The sequence below is a fragment of the Curvibacter lanceolatus ATCC 14669 genome, assembly GCF_000381265.1.
GTDB lineage: Bacteria > Pseudomonadota > Gammaproteobacteria > Burkholderiales > Burkholderiaceae_C > Curvibacter > Curvibacter lanceolatus.
Genome location: NZ_KB906264.1, coordinates 142,259 through 164,961 on the forward strand (window position 1 = coordinate 142,259; position 22,703 = coordinate 164,961).

At 67.4% G+C, this 22,703-nt stretch carries 18 protein-coding genes; 8 read left to right on the top strand and 10 right to left on the bottom strand.

Translation table 11 applies throughout. From position 1 onward, the window contains the following. Entirely contained in the window at positions 1 to 828 is an 828-nt protein-coding gene (locus tag F624_RS0120210; RefSeq protein WP_031255674.1) for an oxygen-binding di-iron domain-containing protein, read from the top strand. 13 nt (positions 829 to 841) lie between these two features. Here F624_RS0120210 and F624_RS0120215 read toward each other — a convergent pair whose 3' ends face one another. The 5 genes from F624_RS0120215 to F624_RS0120235 all read right to left on the bottom strand — a co-directional run bounded on the left by F624_RS0120215 (position 842) and on the right by F624_RS0120235 (position 6,913). Continuing rightward, a complete protein-coding gene (locus F624_RS0120215) occupies positions 842 to 1,525 on the bottom strand; it encodes a protein-methionine-sulfoxide reductase heme-binding subunit MsrQ (protein WP_019576167.1) in 684 nt (227 codons plus the stop codon). Between the two features lie 11 nt (positions 1,526 to 1,536). After that, a complete protein-coding gene (gene msrP / locus F624_RS0120220; protein WP_019576168.1) occupies positions 1,537 to 2,541 on the bottom strand; it encodes a protein-methionine-sulfoxide reductase catalytic subunit MsrP in 1,005 nt (334 codons plus the stop codon). A 76-nt stretch (positions 2,542 to 2,617) separates the two neighbouring features. Continuing rightward, a complete protein-coding gene (gene ccsB, locus F624_RS0120225) occupies positions 2,618 to 3,964 on the bottom strand; it encodes a c-type cytochrome biogenesis protein CcsB (RefSeq protein WP_019576169.1) in 1,347 nt (448 codons plus the stop codon). Positions 3,965 to 3,981: 17 nt separating this feature from the next. After that, positions 3,982 to 6,177: a cytochrome c biogenesis protein ResB gene (locus tag F624_RS0120230; RefSeq protein ID WP_019576170.1), complete on the bottom strand. Its 2,196-nt coding sequence runs from the start codon at positions 6,175 to 6,177 to the stop codon at positions 3,982 to 3,984. Between the two features lie 106 nt (positions 6,178 to 6,283). Next, on the bottom strand, positions 6,284 to 6,913 hold the full coding sequence (locus F624_RS0120235; RefSeq protein WP_019576171.1) for a c-type cytochrome: 630 nt from the start codon (positions 6,911 to 6,913) through the stop codon (positions 6,284 to 6,286). Between the two features lie 74 nt (positions 6,914 to 6,987). Here F624_RS0120235 and yihA point away from each other — a divergent pair, with 74 nt between their 5' ends. Beyond that, on the top strand, positions 6,988 to 7,761 hold the full coding sequence (yihA, locus tag F624_RS0120240; protein WP_019576172.1) for a ribosome biogenesis GTP-binding protein YihA/YsxC: 774 nt from the start codon (positions 6,988 to 6,990) through the stop codon (positions 7,759 to 7,761). Positions 7,762 to 7,808: 47 nt separating this feature from the next. Further along, positions 7,809 to 8,726, top strand: coding sequence for an alpha/beta fold hydrolase (locus tag F624_RS0120245; protein ID WP_019576173.1), 918 nt, complete (start codon positions 7,809 to 7,811; stop codon positions 8,724 to 8,726). Here F624_RS0120245 and F624_RS0120250 read toward each other — a convergent pair. Together F624_RS0120250 and F624_RS0120255 are read right to left on the bottom strand one after the other, a co-directional pair. After that, entirely contained in the window at positions 8,717 to 9,586 is an 870-nt protein-coding gene (locus tag F624_RS0120250) for an LpxL/LpxP family acyltransferase (RefSeq protein ID WP_031255677.1), read from the bottom strand. The genes F624_RS0120245 and F624_RS0120250 overlap by 10 nt on opposite strands. Before the next feature lie 2 nt (positions 9,587 to 9,588). Further along, the gene (locus tag F624_RS0120255; protein WP_019576175.1) at positions 9,589 to 10,419 is read right to left on the bottom strand and encodes a lysophospholipid acyltransferase family protein; all 831 of its coding nucleotides are present in this window, start codon (positions 10,417 to 10,419) and stop codon (positions 9,589 to 9,591) included. A gap of 138 nt (positions 10,420 to 10,557) precedes the next feature. Between F624_RS0120255 and metK the strand changes: the two genes are divergently transcribed. After that, positions 10,558 to 11,739, top strand: a complete 1,182-nt coding sequence (gene metK, locus F624_RS0120260) for a methionine adenosyltransferase (protein WP_019576176.1) — start codon at positions 10,558 to 10,560, stop codon at positions 11,737 to 11,739. Positions 11,740 to 12,497: 758 nt separating this feature from the next. Next, the gene (locus F624_RS0120265; RefSeq protein WP_019576177.1) at positions 12,498 to 14,117 is read left to right on the top strand and encodes a glycosyltransferase family 39 protein; all 1,620 of its coding nucleotides are present in this window, start codon (positions 12,498 to 12,500) and stop codon (positions 14,115 to 14,117) included. Here the strand turns inward: F624_RS0120265 and asd are convergent. Continuing rightward, a complete protein-coding gene (gene asd / locus F624_RS0120270) occupies positions 14,093 to 15,004 on the bottom strand; it encodes an archaetidylserine decarboxylase (RefSeq protein WP_019576178.1) in 912 nt (303 codons plus the stop codon). The genes F624_RS0120265 and asd overlap by 25 nt on opposite strands. A gap of 72 nt (positions 15,005 to 15,076) precedes the next feature. Here asd and F624_RS0120275 point away from each other — a divergent pair, with 72 nt between their 5' ends. Continuing rightward, on the top strand, positions 15,077 to 16,729 hold the full coding sequence (locus tag F624_RS0120275) for an aminotransferase class III-fold pyridoxal phosphate-dependent enzyme (protein ID WP_019576179.1): 1,653 nt from the start codon (positions 15,077 to 15,079) through the stop codon (positions 16,727 to 16,729). A 34-nt stretch (positions 16,730 to 16,763) separates the two neighbouring features. Here F624_RS0120275 and F624_RS0120280 read toward each other — a convergent pair whose 3' ends face one another. Beyond that, a complete protein-coding gene (locus tag F624_RS0120280; RefSeq protein WP_027478420.1) occupies positions 16,764 to 17,375 on the bottom strand; it encodes a hypothetical protein in 612 nt (203 codons plus the stop codon). 173 nt (positions 17,376 to 17,548) lie between these two features. Between F624_RS0120280 and F624_RS0120285 the strand changes: the two genes are divergently transcribed. Further along, positions 17,549 to 18,802, top strand: a complete 1,254-nt coding sequence (locus F624_RS0120285; protein ID WP_019576181.1) for a glycosyltransferase family 4 protein — start codon at positions 17,549 to 17,551, stop codon at positions 18,800 to 18,802. Between the two features lie 47 nt (positions 18,803 to 18,849). Here the strand turns inward: F624_RS0120285 and lplT are convergent, their stop codons facing one another. Further along, positions 18,850 to 20,100 (bottom strand): lysophospholipid transporter LplT, encoded by a 1,251-nt coding sequence (lplT, locus tag F624_RS0120290; RefSeq protein WP_019576182.1) that lies wholly within the window; start codon positions 20,098 to 20,100, stop codon positions 18,850 to 18,852. A gap of 297 nt (positions 20,101 to 20,397) precedes the next feature. Here lplT and F624_RS0120300 point away from each other — a divergent pair, with 297 nt between their 5' ends. Beyond that, on the top strand, positions 20,398 to 22,701 hold the full coding sequence (locus F624_RS0120300) for a putative bifunctional diguanylate cyclase/phosphodiesterase (RefSeq protein ID WP_019576184.1): 2,304 nt from the start codon (positions 20,398 to 20,400) through the stop codon (positions 22,699 to 22,701). Positions 22,702 to 22,703 lie beyond the last annotated feature (2 nt).

Below are 22,703 nucleotides of genomic sequence, written 5' to 3' on the forward strand. Positions count from 1 at the left end.
ATGCCTTTGGAACTTTACCGCGACGCTGACCACGCCTGCCTGATGTTCACCGACCTCATCGAGGAGGGTGGGCAGGCGGTGCAGGCCAACCAGTTCCTGATCGTGGACGATGGCACGGGCGCCATCATCGACCCAGGTGGCAACCTGGCGTTCAACGAGCTGTTCCTGGGCATGTCCAAGCACTTTCCACCCAGCAAGCTCAGCTACCTGCTGGCCTCGCACGCCGACCCCGACATCATCGCCTCGCTGGACCGCTGGATGACCTCCACCCGCGCCAAGCTGGTGATTTCGCGCATCTGGGAGCGTTTTGCACCCCACTTTGCCAAGGTCGGCAAGACCGAAGACCGCGTGATCGGCGTGCCGGATGGCGGCGGCAAGCTGCGCATCGGGCGCCATGAAATGTGGCTGCTGCCCGCGCACTTCATGCATTCCGAGGGCAACTTCCAGTTCTATGACCCGGTCAGCCGCATCCTGTTCACCGGCGATCTGGGCGTGTCACTGACCACCGGCCAGCAGGCCCAGAAGTTCGTCACCGACCTGACGGACCACATCCCCTTGATGGAGGGCTTTCACCGGCGCTACATGGTCTCCAACAAGATCCTGCGCCTGTGGGTGCGCATGGTGCGCCAGCTCGACATCAGCATGCTGGTGCCCCAGCATGGCGCCCCCATCGTGGGCCAGGTCGCCATCAACCAGTTCTTTGACTGGCTGGAGAACCTGATGTGCGGCATCGACCTGTTTGATGACCGCGCCTACCAGTTGCCGACGCTGCAGATCGACCCGCTGCGCGGCGCCCAGCCGGCCCTGCGGGCCGTGGGCGGGCACTGATCAGTCGCCCGGGCTAAGCAACACGCCCAGCCCGGCGACGCTTGAGCCAGGCCTGCTGCAGGCGCCAGCCCAGCAGCGCCGCGATCACCGCCGCATAGAGGGCCACCTCGGCAAAATTGTGTTTGCCGGCCCGCATCCAGAAGAAATGCAGCAGGCCCAGCAAGGCCACGGCGTACACCCCCCGGTGCAAGGCCTGCCAACGCCGCCCTCCCATGGCTTTGATGGCGGCATTGAACGAACTCAGGGCCAGGGGCAGCATCAACACACAGGCCGTGAAGCCCACCAGGATGAAGGGCCGTTTGAGGATGTCACGCCCGATATCACCCCACTCCAGGCCCATGTCGAACAGGCTGTAGCAGGCCAGGTGCACCAGGGCATAGAAAAAGGCGAACAGACCCAGCAGGCGACGAAAGCGGGCCAGCGCCGGCAAACGTCCGATCACCCGCAGCGGCGTCACCGCCAGCACCCCACACAGCAGGCGCAAGGTCCAGTCGCCCGTGGCGCGGATCAGGGCCTCGGCCGGGTTGGCCCCCAGGCCATCGGTGGCGGCCAGCGCCACCAGCCAGGCCAGGGGCAGCAGCAGCAACACCCAGGCCACAGGCTTGGCCCAGGCCGACAGCAAGGCCGCCGACAGGCTGGCGCGCACACCGCCCGGCCCGGCGGCGCGGCCTGTCGAAACAGTGGAGGCAGAACGCATGGGGGCGGCGCTCAATAGAACTTCTTCAAGTCCATGCCGGCATACAGAGACGCCACCTGGGCCTCGTAGCCATTGAACTTGAGGGTTTTGCGCTTCTTGGCAAACAAGCCGTCCTCACCGATGCGGCGCTCGGTGGCCTGGCTCCAGCGCGGGTGGTCCACCTCGGGGTTCACATTGGAATAAAAGCCGTACTCGTTGGCTGCGGCCTTGTTCCAGGCCGTGCCCGGCTCTTTGTCGGTGAAGCGGATGCGCACCAGGCTCTTGGCGCTCTTGAAACCGTATTTCCAGGGCACCACCAGGCGCACCGGGGCCCCGTTCTGCTTGGGCAGCACCTCGCCATACATGCCAAACGACAGCAGGGTCAGCGGGTGCATGGCTTCGTCCATGCGCAAGCCTTCGACATAAGGCCAGTCCAGGATGCGCGAGCCCACGAAGGGCATGGTCTTGGGGTCGGCCAGGGTGTGGAACTCCACGTACTTGGCGCTGCCCAGGGGCTCCACGCGGCGAATCAGCTCGGCCAGCGAATAACCCACCCAGGGGATCACCATCGACCAGCCCTCCACACAGCGCAGGCGGTAGATGCGCTCTTCCTGGGCGCTGAGCTTGATCAGGTCTTCCAGGTTGATGGGGCCCGGCTTCTTGACCAGGCCGTCGATCTCCACCCGCCAGGGCGAGGTCACCAGGGTGTGGGCATTGCGCGCCGGGTCGGCCTTGTCGGTGCCGAACTCGTAGTAGTTGTTGTAGCCGCTGGCGTCCTTGTAATCGGTCACCTTGTCCATCGTCATGGCACCGGCCACGGCCGACTTGGCGCCCGCCAGTGCCGGCAGCTTGCCCGGGTGGGCATAGGGCGTGGCCTGGGCCAGCGCGTCGCGTGCGGCCCAACTGCCCAGCGCGGTGCCGGCGCCGGCCAGGGCCAGTTGCCGCAGCCACTGGCGGCGACCGGCATAGACGGAAGCGGGGGTGATTTCGCTGGCGACCCGGTGTTGGAAACCGTCGTCGCGCGTCTTGATCAGCATGGAAGCTCCTTGAAGTTATGCGTTGGTCGGAGTACGACCCGCATTCTTTCAAGGATTCGCGAAATTCACCGAAAGTTCACAATGTCCCGTAACTGTGAAGGCCACTGAGGAACATGTTGACACCCAGGAAGGCGAAGGTGGTCACCACCAGCCCGCCCAGGGCCCACCAGGCCGACAGCGTGCCGCGCAGCCCCTTCATGAGCCGCATGTGCAGCCAGGCCGCGTAGTTCAGCCAGACGATCAGGGCCCAGGTTTCCTTCGGGTCCCAGCTCCAGTAGCCGCCCCAGGCCTCGGCGGCCCACAAGGCGCCCAGCACGGTGGCGATGGTGAAGAAGGCAAAGCCCACGGCGATCGCCTTGTACATCACGTCGTCCAGCACCTCCAGCGGCGGCAGACGGCGCGCAATGCGCTCGCGGGCGAACAGAATGCCCGCCACCACCAGCGCCGAGATCGCAAAGTACACCACCCAGTAGCTGCCGCCGGCCTCATTCGTGCTGCGACGGAACACCATGGGCTCGAAGCACAGCACAATGCCCAGCAGCCACAGCGGGGTCAGCTTGTACCAGCGCTTCTCGCCCGCCTGCTGCTTGATCAGGTAGGCAAAGGCCACCATCGCCGACAAGGCAAAGGTGCCGTAGCCGATGAAATTGGCCGGCACATGCAGTTTCATCCACCAGCTTTTCAGGGCCGGCACCAGGGGCTGGATCTCATGCGCCTCGCGCACCACCGTGTACCACAGCAAAAAGCCCACGGCGGCGCTCACCACCAGCATCACAAAAGCGCCCAGGGCCCGGGTCTTGTACTGGGCCTCGAAGTAGAGGTAGAACACCGTGGTGATCCAGCAGAACAGCACGAACACCTCGTACAGATTGCTGACCGGGATGTGCCCGATGTCAGCCCCCAGCAGGTAGCTTTCATACCAGCGCACCATGGTGCCCGTCAGGGCCATCACCACCGACGCCCAGGCCAGGCGCGAGCCCGTCAGCTCCATGGTGGCCCCATGCTGGCCACCGACCAGGCCCAGCCAGTAGAAGATGGTGCTCATGAAGACCAGCATGCTCATCCACAGGATGGCCGACTGGCTCGACAGGAAATACTTGAGCCAGAACACCGTGTCCGCCCGCGCCAGCGTGGGCGCCTCGCCACTCGCGTGGTAGGACGAGATGGCCAACAGGCTCAGGCCCGCCACCCCCACCATCAGCACCGCCAACGGGCGCCAGAACCAGCCCAGCCAGATCGCGGCCGGCACGGCGGCGATCAGGATGCCGGTTTCATAGACATCCATGGCCTGCCCGTACATCGACAGGGTGGCGCCCCCGGCGGCCAGCACCAGGGCAGCAAACAGCCAGTCGAGCCAGGATCGGCGTGAAAAAAACCCTTCGCTCAGGGTGATGCTCGTCGTGGGACGGGTCGCGGTGTTCATGGGGTCGACTCCGGTGGTCAGTTCGGGGCGGGGCCCTCGGCAGCGTCACGCGACGCGGGTGCCAGGCCCAGCAGCTTGATTTTCAGGTGTTCGAATTCACGGTCGCCATCCATGGTCTTGCGATTGCTGGACAAGGCCATCGTGGCACGCGTGCCGTCAGACTCGGGGCGCACCCAGATCCAGACGCGGCGTTCGCGCACGTACAGCATGGCAAAGACCCCCAGAATCAGCAAGGCGCAGCCCAGATAGACCACCGTCTTGCCAGGGGCACGCGCCACCTGGAACACGCTGGCCTGCACCTGGGTGAAATCTTTCAGCACAAAGGTCAGCGGCACCGGGTAGGCCTGCACGTCGCTGAGTGACAGCACGGCCTGGGTCATGAAGGCCTGGGTCTTGGCTTCGTTGGGCCAGGGTTTCAGGCCGGCCTGCTCGCGGCTCAGTTGCTCCAGCTGGAACAGCACCCCGTTGAGGATGCGGATCAGCACCTCGCCCGCGCGCGGGCGCTCGGCCTCGGGCACGTTGGACTCGATGAAGTCGGCCACCGCCTGCAAACCACCCGCTGGTCGATCAGAACCCTTGGCCGCCGCCGGGTTGCCGACAAACAGATCGAGGGCCCGGCTGGCCGAGGCCTGCAACTGGCGCGCCAGCTCCGGCTTGCTGGGGTCGATGGCCAGGGCCACATAGCGGGCCACGGCCTGCTCGCGCAGCTTGGGCTGGCCCAGGGCCTTGCGCAGGCGCAAAAAGCTGTCCATGCCGCCTTGGTCATCCACCGGCACCCGCAGGTAGCGGAACGGTTCGGCTGGCGTCTCGCGCATGCCCAGCAGCATCACCGGCGCACCACCGTCGCCCATGTCGACCGGCAGCATGTAATTGTGGAACTCGCGGGCCTGGCCGGCCGCGTCACGCAGCTTGTAGGTGATGCTGGGGCCCACGTTGCGCAGCTCCTTCTTGGTCATCACCTTGTTGGCCGCACCCAGGCGAGCCTCCACCGAGTCGCGCAAATCGACCTTGCGCACATCCACGCCCGAACCGGAGGGCCCGCCCTGGCCGGCAAAATTTTCCACGTTGATCACGCGCAGCGCGCTGAACTCGAGGTTGAACTTCTCGCCGGTCTGGCTGCGGGTCAGGCCGGTGCTGCCGCCGATCACGCCCTCGACCTCGAAGCGGGCACCGTCCGAGTCCAGCGGCAAGGCCTGCAGGCGCACCTTGGAGCCGCCGTCGTCAAAGCTTGATTGGTAGATCTCGATGCCGTGGTAGTTGACGGGGTGGTTCACCTCCACCCGCGCCTCGGTCAGCGCGCCGGTGGCCTTGTCATGGATCACGATCTCGCTGGCAAACAGCTTGGGCATGCCGGTGGAGTAGTGCTCGACGATGAATTTCTTGAGCTCCACCGCAAACGGCAGCTCCTGCAGCAGCACGCCATCGGACTGGTTGAGGATGGCAGTGCTCGACTGCGTGCCCTCAGCCACCATCAGGTTGCCGCGGAAGGTGGGGTTGTTTTCGCTCAGGCGGTGGCGGGCGGGCACGTCGGCTATCAGGCCGGCACCGGCATAGGGCGCCTTGCCGTTGAACCACATCTGGGCGCGCACGATCAGGTCGCCGTCCAGCAAGCCGCCCAGGCAGATCAGCACGATGGCCGAGTGCGCGGCGATGTAGCCCAGCTTGTTGGCCGCCCCGGCCTTGGCCGCCACCATCCAGCCCGTGCCGGGGCCGGCCGAGGTGTCGCGCTGCTGCAGGCGCACCTTCCAGCCGCCTTGCACCAAGCCCTCGCCCAGGCGACGGGCCAGCCCCTCGGGGGCCTCAGAGAAATCGGCCTCGGCATGCTGGCCGAAGGCGCGCAGGCTCTGCTCGCGGATGTTTTCCTTGAAGGTCTTCAGGTCGACCAGGATCTTGGGGGTGTTGCGGGCGATGCACAGCGAGGTGCTGACCACCAGAAAGCCCAGGATCAGCAGAAACCACCAGGCGCTGTACACCGAGTAGAGGTGCAGCTCGCCAAACAACTGGGCCCAGAAGGGGCCGAACTGGTTCACATAGTTGACCGCCGGCTGGTTCTGCTGCAGCACGGTGCCGATCACCGAAGCAATGCAGATGACGGTCAGCAGCGAGATGGCAAAGCGCATCGACGACAGCAGGTCCACCAGCACCTTGAGGCGCTCGGGGCTGCTGCGCGGGGGCTGCGCCTGCGGGCCGGTTTCAGCAAGGGGAAGAGACATGGTGTCGCCAGGGCCTGATGCAAACAAAAAGGGCGGGCCGCAGATGAGGCCCGCCCTGCTGAGGGAGAGAAAACGGGCAGAGGTTCCGTGAACCTCTGCCCGGGTATCAATGCAGGCCGGCGATGTAGTCGGCCACGGCCTTGATTTCGCGGTCGTTGAGCTTGGCAGCCACACCCGTCATCTGGATGCTGTTCTTGCGCACACCGTCGCGGAAGGCGGTCAGCTGGGCTGCGGTGTACTCGGACTGCTGGCCTGCCAGGCGCGGGTACTGGGCCGGGATGCCGGCGCCGTTCGGGCTGTGGCAGCCTGCGCAGGCAGCGATCTGACGGTCGGCGATGCCACCGCGGTAGATGCGCTCGCCCAGGGTGACCAGGTCTTTTTCCTTGGCAAAGCCGGGCTTGGCCTTGTTCTTGGAGACCCAGGCAGAGATGTTCTTCATGTCGTCGTCGCTGAGCGCGGCAACCATGCCGCTCATGACGGCGTTGGCTCGCTGGCCCGACTTGAACTCACGCAGTTGCTTGACCAGGTAGTCGGGGTGCTGTTGCGCCAGCTTCGGGTAGGCCGGGGTGCCCGAGTTGCCGTCAGCCCCGTGGCAGGCGGCGCAGGTGGCAAAGCTTGCCTCGCCCTTGACCAGATCAGGCTTGGCCGCTGCAGCGGGTTTTTCTTCAGCAGCACAGGCCGAAAAAGCGGAGGCGGCCAGCACGGCGGCGCTGAGCAAGGTAGCGATCAACTTCATATCGTGGCTCAATGATGTTAGGGGCGCAAAACCACTCGATTCTACAATGAGGCTTCAGGAATACTTCCATTTTGATGACAAACCGCTCCACATCCGCCCCGGCCAAGGCCGCCCGTCCCTCTGCGCCGACCCCCTCCACCGAGGCCAAGGCGGCCCTGGGCTGGATGCACACGGCCCGCTTTCTGACCACCGCTGCCCAATTGCACCACCTGCCGCCGCTGGAGGTGCCCGAAATCGCTTTCGTGGGCCGCTCCAACGCCGGCAAGTCCACCTGCATCAACACCTTGACGCAGCAAAAGCAACTGGCCTTCGCCTCCAAGAAACCGGGTCGCACCCAGCACATCAACCTGTTCTCCCTCGGGCGCCAGGGTGAGACCGATGCCGTGCTGGCCGACCTGCCCGGCTACGGCTACGCCGCCGTGCCCAAAGATGACAAGATCCGCTGGCAACGCGTGATGGCCAACTACCTGGTCAGTCGCGAGAACCTCAAGGGCATCGTGATGATGTGCGACCCACGCCTGGGCCTGACCGAGCTGGACGAAACCCTGCTCGAAGTCATCCGCCCGCGCGTCGAAGAGGGCCTGAAATTCCTGGTGCTGCTGACCAAGGCCGACAAGCTGACCCGCTCCGAAGGCGCCAAGGCGCTGTCGATTGCGCGACTGAACGCGGGCGGCGGCGAGGTGAAACTCTTCTCCGCGCTCAAGCGCATCGGCATCGAAGACACCGCGCACCTGCTGTGGCAGTGGGCCCACCCCCCGGTGGCCGCCACTGATCTGGCAGATGCCACGCCCGAACCTGCCGCCGAGCCCCCAGCCGACACCCCGCCCGCCGAGCCCGAAGTGGACTGAGCACAGGGCCAGGCCAGGGGCCCCCATCGCCCCAGGAGCCTTCGCCCATGATCGACACCTTTGAACACGCCCTGCCGCATGGCATCACCCTGAGCTGCCGGGCTGCCGGCCCGGTCGGCGCGCCCGTGCTGCTGTTCCTGCACGGTTTCCCTGAAGCCGCCTTTGTCTGGGACCCGCTGCTGCTGCACTTCTCCCGCCCCGAGAACGGCGGCTGGCGTTGCGTGGCGCCCAACCTGCGCGGCTACGAACAATCCAGCCGACCGCCCGAAGTCGAAGCCTACAAGGCCCGCCTGCTGGTGCAGGATCTGCAGGCGCTGATCGCCCGCGAATCGCCCAAGGCGCCGCTCGGCGCCCTGGTGGCCCACGACTGGGGCGGCGCCGTGGCCTGGAGCCTGGCCAACCAGGCCCCCGAACTGATGCAGCGCCTGGTGATCATCAACTCACCCCACCCCGGCGCCTTTGTGCGCGAACTGCGCCACAACCCGGCCCAGCTGGCGGCCAGCGCCTACATGAACTTCCTGATCCAGCCCGGGGCCGAAGAGCGCCTGGCCGAAAATGATTTCGCGCGCCTGTGGGGTTTCTTCCAGCGCTTTGGCGCCCAGGGCGAACCGGCCTGGCTCAGTGAAGACGTCAAGAACCAGTACCGCACGGTGTGGCGCACCAGCCTGCGCGGCGGCTGCAACTACTACCGGGCCTCACCGCTGCGCCCAGGCGATGCCCACCACCCCGGGGCCGCCGCCCTGGAGCTGCCTGAGAGCATGCTGCAGGTGAGCTGCCCCACCCAGGTGCTGTGGGGCCTGGGCGACCACGCCCTGCTGCCCGGCCTGCTCGACGGCCTGGACGCCTGGGTGCCCCAGCTGCAGGTGCGCCGGCATGACACCGCCAGCCACTGGATCGTGCATGAGGACCCGATCTGGGTCATGCAGCAGATCCAGGATTTTCTGGGCCAGGCGGTTCAGCGGTAGACCGGGGGCTCGCCCGGCGGGCGGGTCTTGAAGCGCTTGTGCACCCAGTAATACTGGTCGGGCATGGTGTCGATCCAACCCTGCAGGCGCTGGTTCATGAGGGCCGTGTCGGCCTCCACATCGTCGGTCGGGAAGTTCTGCCAGGCTGGCATCACCTCCACCTCGTAGCCCTCGGGCGTGATGCGCGACACCACCGGCACCACCTTGGCCCGCCCCAGCCGGGCAAAGCGCGACAGGCTGGGCACCGTGGCCGCCAGGTGCCCGTAAAACGGCACGAAGATCGACTCTTCGGGGCCGAAATTCATGTCGGGCAGCAGGTACAGGGCCCCGCCCTTGCGCAGCGTGTTGATGATGGGCTTGACGCCATCGAAGCGACTCAGCATGGTCACCTCGCCGAAACGTGAGCGCCCGGCCTTCATCCAGGCGTCCACCGCCGGGCTGGGCTGGGGCGTGAAGATCGAGGTGAACACCCGATCCACATTCATGGACAGCGCCATGCCGCCGGCTTCCAGGCCGAAGAAATGGGGCGAAAAGATGATCGTGGGCGTGTCGCCCTCGAACTCCTGCCACGGCCCCACCAGGCGGATGCGACGCGCCAGCACCTCGCGCGGCGCGTGCCAGAGCCAGCCCCGGTCCAGCCACGACTGGGCAAAGTGGATGAAGGCCCGCCGCGTCCAGGCCTTGCGCTGGGCCAGCGGCGCGTCAGGAAAACACAGCTTCAGGTTCACCGCCACCACGCGCCGCCGCGGCACGGCCAGCCCGTAGAGCACCCAGCCCAAAGCCACGCCCAGGCCCCGCACCCAGGACAGGGGCAGGTGGGCCATCAGCCGCATGAATGCAATTCCGAACCGACTCCACATGCTCAAAACTCTCCGCGCGGCTGCTTGTAGCGCGCATAACCCCAAAGGTACTGGGCCGGGCAGGCCCGGATCATCTGCTCCATCTCGGCATTGATCTGGGTCACCGCCTGCGTCATGTCAGCCGCCAGCGGCGACTGCATCTCGTGCACATGGATGCGCACCCCTCGCCCCCACGACAGGCGCTCGCTCCAGGCCAGCAGCACGGTGGCCCCGGTCTGCTGCACCAGGCGCACGGCCAGGGTCATGGTGTAGGCCGGCTGGCCAAAGAACGGCGACCACACCCCCATGCCCTCCGGCGGCACCTGGTCGGGCAGCAGGCCCACGGCCCGCCCCTGGCGCAGCGCCTTGATCAGTTGCCGCACGCCGGCCAAGGTGGTGGGCACGGCCTGCAGCCCCGGTCGCTCACGCACCGAGGCCATGGTGTGCGCCAGCCAGGCCTGGCGGGCCGGCCGGTACAGGATGGTCATGGGGCCGAAGCGCTCGGCATAGTCGCGCGCCAGGGCCTGCGGCGACAACTCGAAGCAGCCCATGTGCGGCGTCAAAAAAACCACCCCGCGCCCGGAGGCCAGGGCCCGTTCGATGCACCCGTTGTCCGCCCACACCGAGGGCAGGGGCCGGCCCAGCCACAGCCGCGGCAGCTCGGCCACCATGCGCCCGCCATGCCCGATGGCCGCGATCCGATCGCGCAGGCCCACCCCTGCCAGGGCGGCATTGGCCAGAAAGCGCCGGCGATAGGATGGTGAGGCCAGAAAGGCCAACCAACCCAGCAGCCAGCCCATGACCTGGAGCAACCCCAGGGGAAACAGGGCAAAGACCCGGAACAACGAGAGCATGACGTGGGTAGAATAAACGGGTCGCTGAGTTAAATGAGCAACTTGCAGGGCGACGTAAAACACAACTGCTAAAGCGTTCGCCAAAGCTCCCGAGTCCGAGGCAACGCCCCCAGAACTTGAAACGTGGAGTTTATTCAAATGGCGAACGATTTTCTTTTCACCTCAGAATCCGTCTCTGAAGGCCACCCCGACAAGGTGGCCGACCAGATCTCCGACGCGATCCTCGATGCCATCTTCAAGCAAGACCCGCGCAGCCGCGTGGCCGCCGAAACCCTGACCAACACCGGTCTGGTCGTGCTGGCTGGCGAAATCACCACCAACGCGCACGTTGACTACATCCAGGTCGCCCGCGACACCATCAAGCGCATCGGCTACGACAACACCGAGTACGGCATCGACTACAAGGGCTGCGCCGTGCTGGTGGCCTACGACAAGCAGAGCAACGACATCGCCCAGGGCGTGGACCAGGCCAGCGACGACCACCTGAACACCGGTGCCGGCGACCAGGGCCTGATGTTCGGCTACGCCTGCGACGAAACGCCCGAGCTGATGCCCGCCCCCATCTACTACGCCCACCGCCTGGTCGAACGCCAGGCCCAGCTGCGCAAGGACGGCCGCCTTCCCTTCCTGCGCCCGGACGCCAAGAGCCAGGTCACGATGCGCTATGTGGACGGCAAGCCGCACAGCATCGACACCGTGGTGCTGTCCACCCAGCACAGCCCCGACCAGAGCGAAACCGCCAAGAAGATGAAGGCCAGTTTCACCGAGGCCATCATCGAAGAGATCATCAAGCCCGTGCTGCCCAAAGAGTGGCTGCAGGACACCAAGTACCTGATCAACCCCACCGGCCGCTTTGTGATTGGCGGCCCGCAAGGGGATTGCGGCCTGACCGGGCGCAAGATCATCGTCGACACCTACGGCGGCGCCTGCCCGCACGGCGGTGGTGCCTTCTCGGGCAAGGATCCGACCAAGGTCGATCGCTCGGCCGCCTACGCCGCCCGCTATGTGGCCAAGAACATCGTGGCCGCCGGCCTGGCCCGCCAGTGCCAGATCCAGGTCGCCTACGCCATCGGCGTGGCCCGCCCCATGAACGTGACCGTGTACACCGAAGGCACCGGCGTCATCCCTGACGACCAGATCGCCCGCCTGGTGCAAGAGCACTTCGACCTGCGCCCCAAGGGCATCATCCAGATGCTCGACCTGCTGCGCCCCATCTACGAAAAAACCGCCGCCTACGGCCACTTCGGCCGAGAAGAACCCGAGTTCACGTGGGAAAGAACGGATAAAGCTGCCGCCCTGCGGGCGGCAGCCGGGCTGTAAGCCCGCCGCGCGCAAGCGCGGTATCCGTTCTTGGGCGAAGTTCATATCGCGCCAGCGATGTGAACGCAGACCAAAGAACCGACAAGGCCGCAGCGCTGCGTGCAGCGGCTGGCCTGTAAAGGCCAGCATTCGCCACAGGCAAATCTGCAGCCTTGCGGCGCAGGCTCACATCGGCACTGCCGATGTGAAGGCGCAACGCGCCGGGCCGGAGCCATAAAGCTGCAGCCCTGCGGGCTGCAGCCGGGCTGTAAGCCCGCCGCGCGCAAGCGCGGTATCCGTTCTTGGGCGAAGTTCATATCGCGCCAGCGATGTGAACGCAGACCAAAGAACCGACAAGGCCGCAGCGCTGCGTGCAGCGGCTGGCCTGTAAAGGCCAGCATTTGCCGCAGGCAAATCTGCAGCCTTGCGGCGCAGGCTCACATCGGCCCTGCCGATGTGAAGGCGCAACGCGCCGGGCCGGAGCCATCAAGCCGCAGCCAGGCAGTCAACCCGCCGCGCGCACGCGCGGTGTCCGTTCTTGGGCCAAGGCTCCAAAAGCCCTCGGCCGACTTTTTACATTCGTAACCCTACGTACCCCCCGGCAGGCCAGCCGTGAGACAATTCGCGCCGCTTTGGCGCAGCCGGTCGGCTGCAGTCGACCGGGCCCAGGGACCACCGGCCCACGCCGGGCGCCCCGACAACCCAAGGCAAGCCTGACCCCGCCTGCCACGCCCGACGGTGTCCCCCCCCAGCCCGCCCTTTCCAAACTGTTTCCTGCCGTGCCTGCCGCCCCCTTTTCAGCCCAGCCCCCCGGCCAGCACAGCACGCGCCTGCTCATCGTGGCCTATTGCCTGGTGTGGGCCCTGGTGCACTGGTTCGCCTACCCGAACCTGGACCCCTACAACGACATGCTGGAGAACTTTGCCTGGGGGCAGACCTTCGAGTGGGGCACTTTCAAGCACCCGCCCTTCTTTGTCTGGGCGGTCGAACTCTGGTTTGCCGCCATGCCGCGCAGTGCACTGTCGTACAAGCTGCTGTCGTATGTGAACGTGGCCATCGGCCTGTGGGGGGTGGCGCATCTGGCGCGACTGCTGGGCTTGCGCAAGATGGCCCCCAGCGCCGTGCTGCTGCTGATGTGGACCCTGCCCTACACCACGCTGGCGGCCAAATTCAATGCCAACGCCATATTGCTGTCGGTCTGGCCCTGGACGGCCGTGGCCTGGCTGGCCAGCCTGCGCCAGAGCGGGCGCCCCGGCCTGACCGCCTCGGTGTGGTTGGGCTTTCTGGGCGCGGTGTGCATGCTCAGCAAATACTACAGCGGCGTGTTCCTGTTCTCGCTGTTCGTCACGGCCCTGCTGCGGCGTGACATGCGCCGCTGGTTCGGCAGCCTGCGCCCCTATGTGGCCCTGCTCAGCCTGGCGGTGTTCCTGCTGCCCCATGCCTGGTGGTTGTGGCAGCACGACTACCCCACCCTGCGCTATGCCGCCGACCAGGGCGGCGGCCATGTGGAGTGGCACTTCCTGCTGCATTTCGCCCTCACCCCGCTGCTGTTCGTGCTGCTGGCCTGGCTGCCCTGTGTGCTGGTGTTTGCCTGGCAGGCCAGCCTGGCCGGCCCCGGCCGCTGGCTCAAGCTGCTGCGCCTGATCCCGCGCCTGGCGTGGCGCAGCTGGCTGCCCCTGCACTGGCAGGACACCGTGTTCTGGCTGGCGGCCCTGCCCGGCGCCGTGACCTTGCTGGCCGGCATCGCGGGCATGGCCGAGCTGTCCAGCCCCTGGGCCATCCCCATCATCTATGCCTTCCCGCTGCTGTGGCTGCGCAACCTGGAGCAGGCCACCACCCCGACCACCGCCACCGGGTCGGACACGGACACCCCCACCACACGCAGCCTGCAGGCCCTGCAGGGCTCGGCCTGGCCCGTGCTGGCCGGCGTGCTGCTGGTCGGTTTGGTGCTGGCCGTGTCCCAGGCCAGCCAGGGCAAGCGCAGCTATTACGAGGCCAATGAAGTGGCGGCCGAGCGCATGGTGCAGGGCTGGCAGCAACGCCACCCCGACCTGCCCCTGGGCTGGACCGGCGGCGAATGGGCCGAGAACGCCATGGTGGCCTTCTTTGTGTCCGACCAGGTGCGCGCCCTGCCCGGCATGCCCGACGAGTGGCCCACCACCCTGGCCCCCCACCCCGGCTGGGAGCACCAGGGCGGGCTGATGATCTGCCCGCGCGGCCCCTTGAAAAAGGCCCAGGTCTACGAGGCCAGCAACTGCGAGGTCGAAGTGCAGGAATGGCTGGAGAAGACCGGCCGCCCCATCCGGCCGCTGTGGGTGACGGCGGCCCGCTCGGGCTGGCGCTTCCCGCACCCGATGGAGTTCGCCTGGGTGGTCTACGACGTGCTGCCCACGCCCTGATCGCCTGCGGGCAACGGATCTTCCGGCAGGTGCATCAAGGGCTGCCCGGCCCGCACCCGCAGGCCCGTGGCCACGCCCTCGACCAGGCGGAAGCCCTTCGGGGCGAACACGATGATGGTCGAGCCGTGCTGGAACCAGCCCAGCTCCTGCCCCTTTTCCACCGGCGCATCGCAAGGCAGTTCGTGCGGGCCTGGGTAGCGGCCATGCAGCAGCAGGTCCAGTGCGTGCAGGCGCAGGCTGGCCACCAGGATGGCCGCCACCGGCACCAGGGCCAGCGGGTGCCCGCCCCGCTCCAGCCGAAGATGCAGGGCCGCGCGCTCGTTGCGGCAGAACAGGCGCTCCACCCGCTTGAGCGCGATCGGGTTCACGTTCCAGGTGTCCCCCGTCAGGTGCGTCACGTGCTGCAGACGGGCGTCGTGCGGCGCATGGAAGCGGTGATACATGGCCGAGGTCAGGCGCAGCGTCACATAGCAGCCATCGCGAAAAGCCTCGGCGCGGGCCGGGTCGCCGAACAGATCCTCCAGTCGGTACGGAAAGCCCTTGGCCTGCCACACCTGCAGCCCGGCCACCTCGCCACAGGCGCCCACGATGCCGTCGCAGGGGCTGGCCAGCACCTCGGGGTCAGGGTCGAAGGGGCGCGCACCCGGTTTCAGCTCGCGGGTGAAGCAGTCGTGCAGGCTGTCAAAGCGCGGCTTGCGCGCCTCGCTCAGGTCCAGCTCGGTGAACAGGCGCCACACCGCGATCGAGGCGTCGCGCACCAGGGGCTGGCGGATCTGGCTGAACCAGCCCATGAAGCGCGTCAGCGCGATGCGCGGCACGCGGTTGGTGAGCAGAAAGTTCAGGTCTTCCTGCTGCAGCAGGCGATCACGCAGGTTTTGGAGTTTCATCAAGATGTCAATCAGTCAAGTTACAGATGAGGCATCGCGCTTTCGCGATTTGGAAAATCCGGACCTCTTCAAATGGACGAAACACTGGCTTTCTGGGCCCTGGGCGGCGCGGCCTTTGCCGCCACCCTGCCCCGGCTGATCCGCCGACTGGAACTGTCGCGGGCCAAGCACCCCTCGCTCACCGGCCATTCGCGCATGGCCAAACGGGTGGCCTCGTGGCTGCCCGGCTACGCCTACGGCGAGGAGCGTTTCTTCAACTCCGACGGCGCGCCGGCCGAGGTGGCCGCGCAGCGGCGCCTGGCCCTGCAGCAGTTGGGCGACACGCTGGTGGCCCGCTGCCCGCGCACGCTGGCCCTCACCGCCAGCGCGCGCGACGGCCTGCCCGACCTGCAGTTCACCGGCGCCTACCGCGTGCCTTTCCAGTACAGCCCGCTGCTGCGCCAGCATGTGCAGGTGGGTGCCTTCATGGAAGCCTCCGAAGGCGTCACCCTGACCGACCTGGACGGCAACAGCTACTACGACCTGACCGGCTCCTACGGCGTCAATGTGTTCGGCGTCGACGTGTACCGCCAGTGCATTGCCGAGGGCAGCGCCCGCGCCCAGGCCCTGGGCCCGGTGCTGGGCAGCCTGCACCCCAGCGTGGCCGCCAACGTGGCACGCCTGCAGCGCATCTCGGGACTGGACCAGGTGTCCTTCCACATGTCGGGCACCGAAGCCGTGATGCAGGCCGTGCGCCTGGCCCGCTACCACACCGGCCGGCGCCACCTGGTGCGCTTTTGCGGCGCCTACCATGGCTGGTGGGAAGACGTGCAGCCCGGCCCCGGCAACCCCCTGCCCCCGCGCGAGACCTACACCCTGCGCGACATGCACGAGAACAGCCTGCAGGTGCTGCGCAAACGCCGCGACATCGCCTGCGTGCTGGTCAACCCGCTGCAGGCCCTGCACCCCAACAAGGCGGCGCCGGGCGACTCGTCGTTGGTGGACAGCTCGCGCAGCGCCGGCTACGACCGCGCCGCCTACACCGAGTGGCTCCAGCAGCTGCGCGAGGTCTGCACCGAGCGCGGCATCGTGCTGATCTTTGACGAGGTGTTCCTGGGTTTCCGCCTGGCCCCGGGCGGCGCCCAGGAATACTTCGGCGTCAAGGCCGACATGGTCACCTACGGCAAGACCCTGGGCGGCGGCCTGCCGGTGGGCGTGGTCTGCGGCAAGCGTGAGCTCATGAAGCGCTACCGCGAAGATCGGCCGGCCGACCTGTGCTTTGCCCGCGGCACCTTCAACTCGCACCCCTATGTGATGGGCGCCATGGCGGCCTTCCTGGATTACCTGGAAACCCCCGAGGCCCAACTCATGTACGTGGAGCTGGACGCCACCCAGAACCGCCGCGCCGCGCAGCTCAACCAGCGGCTGCAGGCCATCGGCGCCCCGGTGCAGGTGGCCAACATGTCCTCGGTGTGGACCGTGAGCTACACCCGCCCCTCGCGCTACAACTGGATGCTGCAGTTCTACCTGCGTGAACAGGGGCTGGCCCTGAGCTGGGTCGGCACCGGCCGGCTGATCTTCAGCCTGAACTACACCGAAGCCGATTTCGAAGAGGTCTGCCGCCGCTTTGTCGCAGCCTGCCAGGCCATGGAGGCCGGTGGCTGGTGGTGGCAGGACGCCGCGCAGACCAACAAGTCGATCAAGCGCAGCATCTTCAAGGAGATGCTGGCGCATCGTCGCGGCTGAGCAATGGCCAAAGAGCCGTACTGAGCCAGTCGCCTCAGTGCTGCTTGCGGGCGTGGGCCATCGGGTCCAGCAGCTCGCCGCGCAGCAGGTAGAGGGGTGCCTTGTGGTACAGGTACACGTCATGGAAGGGGTCGGTCAGGATCTTGGTCATCCACACCAGGCCGGTCTGCACGTCCTTCAGGAAGAACAGGTGCACGGTGCGGAACAGCAGGCCGCCCACCCCCACCACCAGCCAGGCCCAGCCCACCTGGTGCCAGAAGGCCGAGAACGATTCGGCCGGTGCGATCAAGCCGCCCAGGCTGGGGCTCAGCCACAGCGCCACGGGGGCAGCCACCCACAGGGCCATCAACACCACCTTGCGGCGCAGGTTGTAGCCCACCTTGATCTCTTCCTTGTGCTCATGCGTGGCCTGGTTCACCTCGTCATAGCCGCGCGGCTCGAAAAAGAAATGACCCGACTGGCGCGACACCATGGACACGCCCCAGGCCAGCAGGGCGGCGCCCGCCGGGTCGCTGAACAGCAGTCCATAGGCCACCAGAAAACTCAAAGCGCTGATCAGGTGCAGGGTCTGGTTGATGCGGCTGTGGTGGTAGTAGCGGTGGTCGTCCCAGCGCTGCGTTTTCAAGGCACTCAGAAAATCTTTCACCTTCGATCCTTTGACGTGTGAGCAGGCCCGGTGGGCCGGTGGGTGGTTTTTTGTGACGGCCCTCAGGCGGGCGCGTGACCGGATGGTGACCAGCGAATATGAAAGTCCGGTGACGCACTTCCTGAACGCAGGGCTGTCACACAACGGTTGCAATCGGGCCCCACCATCAGCGCATGAACGCCCCGGCTGAACACCCCATCGTGGTGGACGAATTCCCTGCCCTGCGGCGCTCGCTGCGGGTCTCGATCGTCACCGAAACCTACCCGCCCGAAGTCAACGGGGTGGCCCGTACCCTGGCCTGCGTGGTCGAGGGCTTGCGCGAGCGCAACCACGAGATCCAGCTGATCCGCCCCAACCAATCGAAAGCCGAGACCCGGGGCGAGCAGGCCAGCGACGACGTGCTGTTCCACGAGGTGCTGATGCGGGGCCTGCCCATTCCGCGCTACCCGCACCTGCGCATGGGCCTGACCTCCAAAAAGACGCTGGTCAGCCTGTGGGCACGGCGGCGGCCCGATGTGGTGCACATCGCCACCGAAGGCCCCATGGGCTGGTCGGCCCTGCAGGCAGCCGTGCAGCTCAAGCTGCCGGTGTGCTCCGACTTTCGCACCAACTTCCACGCCTACAGCAAGCACTACGGCATGGGCTGGCTGCACAAGCCCATCATGGCCTACCTGCGCAAGTTCCATAACCTCACGGCCTGCACCATGACCCCCGACGAGGGCCTGCGCCAGGAGCTGACCGACTACGGCTTTCACAACGTCGAGGTGGTGTCGCGTGGCGTGGACACCCGCTTGTTCGACCCGGCGCGGCGCAGTGCCGCCCTGCGGCAGAGTTGGGGCGTGGCCCCCGACGACCTGGTGGTGCTGCACGTGGGGCGCCTCGCACCCGAGAAGAACCTGGGCACCCTGACCATGGCCTTCGAGGCCATCCGCCGCGTGCAACCCCGCGCACGCCTGGTGCTGGTGGGCGACGGCCCCTCGCGCAAGGAGCTGCAGGCCCGCTGCCCCGATGCGATCTTTGCCGGCATGCGCCATGGCGAAGACCTGGCCGCCCATTACGCCAGCGGCGACCTGTTCGTGTTCCCCAGCGTCACCGAGACGTTTGGCAACGTGACCCTGGAGGCCCTGGCCAGCGGCCTGCCGGTGCTGGCCTACGACTACGCCGCCGCCAGCCAGCTGGTGCAGACCGGGCGCCACGGCGCCCTGGCCCCCTTTGGCAACATGAACGATTTCGTGCAACTGGGCGCCCGGCTGGCCGCCGACCCGGCCGCCCTGCATGAGATGGGGCGGCAGGCCCGCGAGGCCGCCTGCCAGGCCAGCTGGGAGCGCATCATCAGCCGCATCGAGGGCCTGTACCACGCCCTGACCGAAGGGCGCCCCCTGCCCCAGCCGGAATCGGCACCGGCAAGGCCGCGCCTGGCCGTCTGACCTCCTCTTGCCGCCCCCTGCGGCCGCCCCCTCTGGCCGGAAGAACTTCAGCCGGCAGGCAGGGTCAGCACGCGGTGCCGGCAACGCCACCACAACACGGCCATGCTGGCCGCGATCAGCAGGCCGAACACCCCCATCAGCGGCACCACCGGCAACTCCAGCGCCAGCAGGCCGGCATAGCCCGCCAGCATCACCAGGATGCTCAGATTCTCGTTGTAGCCCTGCACGGCAATCGAGCGCCCGGCCGTCAGCAGCTGGTGCCCGCGGTGCTGCAACAGCGCATTCATGGGCACCACCAGCACGCCCCCCACCAAGCCGACCAGCGCCAGCAGGGGCAGGGCCACGGCAAAGCGCTGCGTCAGCGACACGGCGGTGATCAGCAGCCCCAGCAAGACCCCGGCCGGCAACACCCGCACCGCCTGGTGCAGCGCCACCCGGTGGCCGGCCACGCCGGCGCCCAGCACCACGCCCACCGCCACCATGGCCTGCAGGTAGGCCGCCTGGTCCAGCGGCAGGCGCAGCGACTCCTGGGCCCAGCGCAACACCGCAAACTGCAGCGTGGCACCCACGCCCCAGAACAACGTGGTCACCCCCAGCGACAGGCCGCCCTCGGCATCGCGCCACAGCAAACGGTTGCTGGCGGCAAAGTCGCGCAGCAAGGCCAGGGGGTGGATCTCGCGTCGGGCGTAACGGGCGCCGCTGTCCGGCACCCCCAGTTGCAGCAGCGCGGCCACGCCATACACGCTGAGCAACAGGCCCAGCGAGCCGGCCAGGGCCGAATCCAGCGGCAGCCCCCAGGCCAGCAAGCCCTGCCGGGCCTGGCTGGCCAGCGCCGAGCCACACACCAGGGCACTCACCAAAAAGCCCCCCGTGACCGCCCCCAGCAAGGCGGCGCAGACGATGGAGATCTCGATCCAGCTGTTGGCCACCACCAGCTGCCGCGCCGGCACCATCTCAGTCACCAGCCCGTATTTGGCCGGGGCGTAGCCCGCTGCGCCGAGGCCCACCACCGCATAGGCCAGCACGGGGTGCACGCCCACCAGCAGGCCCAACACGCCCAGCACCTTGATGGCGTTCATCCAGGCCATCAGGCGGGCCTTGGGCATGGCGTCGGCCAGCGGGCCCGCCACCGGCGCCAGCACCACATACGACAGCGTGAACGCGAACTTCAGCAAAGGCGCCCACCAGCCCGGCACGCCCTGCTCCTGCAGCAGGGCCATGGTGACGATCAGCAAGGCGTTGTCGGCCAGGGCAGAGGTGAACTGGGCCGCAATCAACAAGGAGAAACCGGTGGGCATGCGCGTGAGCCTGAGCGGCCGTGGAGACGGCCTGATGGAGTGAATCCCCCATTGGGACCGGAGGCGATGACGCCGCCATGACGTCAACATGACGCGGTCATGACGCCTGCATGAACCCGCAGTGAGGCGGCATCCCGATGCACCGGTTTGGCGCCACCCGGAAAGAAAGCATCACTCCGGTGCACGCCAACACCAAAATGCACCACATTGAGGCAGCAGAACGCCCAACCCTGGGGCAGCCGCCGACCGTGGCGGCACGGATCCTGCTGTGACAGCCGCTGCAGCAGCTTGAGACCCATGTCAGACCTGAATCAAAAGAGCGGCCACCTTGCCCGCACGGTGATGCCGCCCCCCGCCCCCTCCCGCACCCAGGCGTACCCCTCCGCGCGCCCCTCGGCGCGGGCCTTCGCGCGCACGCCCCAGGTCCTGGAAGCCGCTGCGGGCTTTGGCCAGTGGGCCCATGCCGAAGGCTGGCTGAGCCTGTCGCCCCAGGCGGCCGAATTCTTCGATGCCCAGGGCCAGCTCGAAGGCCCGCTGGACGACGCCCTGACCCAAGTGGTGATGGACGACCTGGTGCGCCTGCGGCCGCGCTTCAAGGCCCACGCCGGCCAGCTCTGGCAACAGGACCTGCGCGTGATCAGCCGCACCCAGGGCCTGCGCTGGCTGCGCATGACGGCCTTGCCGGCCGACCCCGACCAGCCCGACCTGCAGCAAGGCATCGTGCAGGACGTGACCGAACTCAAGCACGCCCAGATGCGCGAGCGCCTGGGCTTCGAGCTGACCGAGTTCCTGGTCGGCTCGCACTCGCTGGGCAGCGCCATCCTGAATGTGATCCAGGGGGTGTGCAACAGCCTGGGCTGGGATTGGGGCGCCTACTGGGCCCTGGAAACCGACCCGGCAGGCCAGCCCCAGCTGGCCTGCCACCAGTTCTGGCACCCCAGCGAACACGACATGAGCGCCTTCAGCCAGGCCAGCCAGCAACTGCGCCTGCGCCCCGGCGAGGGCCTGGTGGGCCGGGTGTGGCAAAGCGGCCAAGCCACCTGGGTGGAAGACATGGCCACCGACCCGGGCTTTGTGCGCCGCGCCAGCGCCCGCGCCAGCCACCTGCGCTCGGGCTACATCTTTCCGGTCACCTTCCAGAGCGGCGACGGCTCGGACCACCGCCCCGGGGTGCTGGAGTTCTACAGCAGCCTGGCGCGCCAGCCCGATGCCCAGCTGCCCCTGCTCTCGGGCACCATCGGCGCCCTGCTGGCCCAGACCGCGCAGAAGCTGGAGCAACAGGCCACGGTGCTGCACCTGTCCCAGGTCGATGGCCTGACCGGGCTGGCCAACCGGCGCCACTTCTACGAGGTGCTGGGCGCCACCTGCCGCCAGGCCGAGGCCCTGGGCCAGCACTTCGGCCTGATGTTCATCGACCTGGACCGCTTCAAACCTATCAACGACGCCTTCGGCCATGACGCCGGCAACACCGTGCTGCGCGAGTTCGCACAACGCCTGCAGGCCCTGGCACCCGCCGGTGCCACCGCCGGACGCCTGGGCGGCGATGAATTTGCCCTGCTGCTGCCCGGGGTCGACCTGCAGGCCTTTGCCGAGACGGCTGAGCGGGTGCGCCAGGCCGCCCGGCGCCCCATGCTGCACGAAGGCGTGGAGCTGAGCCTGAGCGCCAGCGTGGGCATCAGCCTGTTCCCGGAGAACGGGCGCACCCCGCCCGAGCTGCTGCGCAGTGCCGATGCGGCCATGTACCGCATCAAGCAAAACGGGCGCGACGGCAGCGACTTCTTCTCGCAGACCAGCCCGCACGCCCTGGCCGAACAACAGAACATCCTGATGCAGCGCCTGCAGATGGCGCAGGACCTGCACCTGGCCCTGCAGCGCCAGGAGCTGTTCCTGCACCACCAGCCCATCTTCGACCAGGCCAGCGGCCGCCTGCACGGCACCGAGGCCCTGGTGCGCTGGCGCCGGCCGGATGGGCAACTGGTGCCGCCCGATGTGTTCATCCCGCTGGCCGAAGAGGCGCACCTGATCGTGCAGATCGGCCAATGGGTGGCCGCCCAGGCCTGTACCGACCTGGCCACCCTGGAGGCCGCCGGGCTCAAAGGGCTGCGGGTGCATGTGAACATGGCCTCGCCCGAATTCCACCGCGATGCCCTGCCCGAAGAGCTGCTGGCCCTCACGCGCCGGCACGGCCTGGCACCGGCCCAGCTCTCGCTGGAGCTGACCGAAACCCTGGTGATGGAACAGCCCGCACAGGTCACTGCCGTGATGGGCCGGCTGCGCGCGGCCGGCTTCGAGATCAGCCTGGACGATTTCGGCCAGGGGCATTCGGCGCTGTCGCTGCTCAAGCAACTGCCGCTGAACACCCTGAAAGTCGACCGCTGCTTTGTGCGCGGGCTGGGCGAAGACGTTAGCGACGAGGCCATTGTGCGCACCATTCTCGACCTGGGCCGGCACCTGGGCCTGCGCGTGATCGTGGAGGGCGTGGAAACGGCCGCCCAGCTGCAACGGGTGCGCGCCTGTGGCGGCCAGTTCGTGCAGGGCTACCTGCTGGCGCGGCCGATGCCCTTGGGCGATCTGCTGCAGCGCTTCGCGCCCCCAAGCTGACG